Source organism: Nonomuraea sp. NPDC004580, from assembly GCF_040609855.1.
Taxonomy (GTDB): domain Bacteria; phylum Actinomycetota; class Actinomycetes; order Streptosporangiales; family Streptosporangiaceae; genus Nonomuraea; species Nonomuraea salmonea.
Genome location: NZ_JBEXLH010000135.1, coordinates 1 through 3092 on the forward strand (window position 1 = coordinate 1; position 3092 = coordinate 3092).

Annotated in this window: 2 protein-coding genes; both read right to left on the reverse strand. The window is 75.0% G+C overall.

Annotated features, from left to right (window positions below; translation table 11 throughout):
* Positions 1–179 precede the first annotated feature (179 nt).
* On the reverse strand, positions 180–725 hold the full coding sequence (locus tag ABZW11_RS46145; RefSeq protein WP_355432900.1) for a sigma-70 family RNA polymerase sigma factor: 546 nt from the start codon (positions 723–725) through the stop codon (positions 180–182).
* A 52-nt stretch (positions 726–777) separates the two neighbouring features.
* A partial coding sequence (locus tag ABZW11_RS46150; protein ID WP_355432902.1) for a tetratricopeptide repeat protein occupies positions 778–3092 on the reverse strand: 2315 nt, incomplete at its 5' end.

Genomic DNA, 3092 nt, shown 5'->3' on the forward strand with positions numbered 1-3092 from the left:
GCCGCCGGCAGGAACAGGGGACGGCGGGCCGGGCGCCGGTCGTCGGCGAACGCGCGGGCCAGGTCTGCGCCGCGGCGCCGCTCGTAACTGTCCTCGGCGAGTTCGTCAAGCTTGTCGGGCTTGAGCCGGGCGAACGTACGATCGGTCATGTTCTCCCCCTATGAATGGTCTTGCGCACGTCAGCTCTCCTCGGCGAATCGGCCGCGCGGCGGTCGTGCCGGTGACCGGGCGGCCTGGCGGCTGAGGGTGCCGCTGAGCCGCTTGCGCGCCCGGTGCAGCCGGACGTTGAACGTCCGCGCCGAGCAGCCCATGACGGTCGCGGCCTGGTCGGGCGTCAGGCCGTACCAGGTGGCCAGGATCATCGCCTCCACGTCCTTCTCGGGAAGGGCGCGCAGGGCGGAGACGGCTTGCTCCCTGTCCACCACGTGCTCGGCGACGTCCCAGGCGAGGTGCTCGTGCTCGCTGGTCAGCGCGGCGATCCGCTCGACCAGGTCCTGCCGCCGGTGGCGTACCTGACGTTGTTTGGCGAGTTTGTTGCGGGCGACGCCTAGCAGCCAGGGCAGCACCTGCTCGGGCAACTCGTCGAGCCGCCGCCAGGCCACGAGGAACGTCTCGCTGCACACGTCCTCCGCCACGGCCTGCTCGACGCGGAGCAGCACGTAGCCCAGCACGTTCCGGTAGTACCGGTCGTACAGCGCGGTGAATCGCTCTTTGGGATCGTCCACACCCAGTAGTCCCGGCGGCCGTCTCTCGATTACCACGGGACCCGGAATTTTCTCAGTGACCGGCGAGGAGCGCCGCGGTCTCCTGTTGTTCCGGCACGCCGATGCCGGTGAACAGGGCGTGGGCCTGGGCCCACAGGCGGGCCGCCCGGCCGTCGTCGCCCGCCCTGCTGCGGGCATGGCCGAGCGTGGTCAGGGCGCGGGCGTGCTGCAGCGGCTGCCCCGACCTGCGGGCGTGCCGCAGCGCCCGCTCGCACTCACGTACGCACGACTCGGTGTCGCCGGACGCCAGGTGGCCGGCGGCGCGCAGGATGTGCGCGCGGGGCAGGTCGAGCGGGTTGGCGGTGCGCGCCAGCTCCAGCGCGTGGCCCGCGTCCAGCATGGCGTCGGCGTGCCTGCCCTGGCGCAGCCGGACCTCCGCGCGTTCCAGCAGCACCTGGTCGAGGTCGGTGCCCGTGTCCTCGGCGAGCTTGGCCGCCGTGTCGAGACGCGCCAGCGCGGCCTCCACCCGGCCGAGCCCGGTCTCGGCGGCGGCGGTGCCGGCGAGCGAGGCGATCTGGCAGCGCCGGTTCTCGACCTCCTGCGCGAGGCCGAGTGCGCGGGCGAAGGCGTCGATCGCGCGTACGTGGTCGCCGGCGTCGCGGTGCACCCAGCCGTACGTCTCGTACGTGACCGCCTCGGCGTAGAGCAGGCCCGCCCCCTGGGCCAGGGCCAGGGCCTCGTCCAGGTGGCCGAGCGCGTCGGTGAACCTGGCCTGCCGCTGCCGGACGAGCGCCAGGTTGACCAGCGTCAGCGCCCGCAGGTGCGCGTCCTCGGACTCGCCCGTGAGCGCGAGGCAGGCCAGCAGCGACTCCTCCGCCTGGTCGAGGTGGGCGAGCTTGAGGTGGGCGGAGGCCAGGTTGTTGAGCACCCGCGCCTCGCCGCGTACCAGGCCGAGCGAGCGGTTGATCTCCGCGGCCCGCCGGTAGAGCGGGATGGCCCGGCGCGGCTCGCCGAGCTGCTTGCGCGCCACGCCGAGGGCCTGCAGCACCGCCGCCTCCTGCTGCGGCCAGTCCGAGCGGCGGCACAGCTCCTGCGCCCGCCCGAGGTAGCCGAGCGCGCCCTTGAGGTCGGCGACGAGCAGGCGGGCCCGGCCGATCGAGTGGCACATCGCCGCCTGCCCGCGCAGGTCGCCGGCGCGTTCCGCGGCGGCGAGCGCGGTCTCGGCCAGGCGCAGCCACTCCACGCGGCTGCGCCGGTACTGCAGCAGCACGTCGGTCAGCGCCTCGACCAGCAGCCAGGCATACGGCGGCGTGCCGGAGGCGATCACCCCGGCCAGGTTGTCCCACTCGACGTCCAGCCAGGCGAGCGCCTCCTCCCGCCCTTCGAAGGCCACCGGCTCGCCGCCGGGCGTCTCCGGCACCTCGAAACCGGCCGCCGTGAGCGCGCCCGCCGCCGTGCGCAGGTAGTGGTCGTACAGGCGCCGGAGAGCGGCCTCCCGGTCGGCGGCGGAGTCCTCGGCGAGGCCGAGCTGGGCCGCGTACTCCCACACCAGGTCGTGCGCGGCGAAGCGGTCGGGGCCGACCTCCTCGATCAGGTGGATGCGCGCCGCCATGCCGAGCAGCACCGCCGCCTGCTCAGGCGTGGTGCCCGCCAGCGCGGCGACCGCCGCGGCCGACACGCCGGCCCCCTGCGCCAGGCCGAGCAGGCGGAACACCCGCTGCGCCGGAGCGGGCAGCGCCCGGTACGACAGGTCGAGCGCCGCCCGCACCGCCACGCTCTCGTCGCCGTCCACCCGCAGGCGCACCAGCCGCCCCCGGTCGGCGAGCTCGCGCACGTAGTCGCCGATCCTGCGGTGCTCGTGGTCACCGATCCAGGACATGGCGATGGAGAGCGCGAGCGGCAGGCGGCCGCAGAGCGCCACCAGCTCCCGCGACGCCTCCGACTCGCGCGACAGCCGCTCCTCGCCGACGCCCGCCGAGATCAGCCGCAGCGCCTCGTCCTGCTCCAGCACGCCGAGCGTGACGCGTTCGACGCCGTCCAGGGCGACCAGGCCGCCCAGCCGGTTCCTGCTGGTGATGACGACGCGGCAGCCGGGGTCGCCGGGCAGCAGCGGGCGTACCTGGTCGGGCTCGGCGACGTCGTCCAGCACCAGCAGCACGCGCCGGCCGGCGAGCAGCGAGCGGTAGAGCGCGACCTGCGCGTCCAGCTCGACGGGGATGTCCCTGGCCGCCTGGCCCAGCCCCTGCAGCAGCAGCGGCAGCGCCTCGGCGGGCGACATCGGCGCGCGCCGGTCGAAGCCCCGCAGGTCGAGGAAGAGCTGCCCGTCGGGGAACCAGCCGGCCCGCCGGTGCGCCCACCGCAGCGCCAGCGCCGTCTTGCCGACGCCCG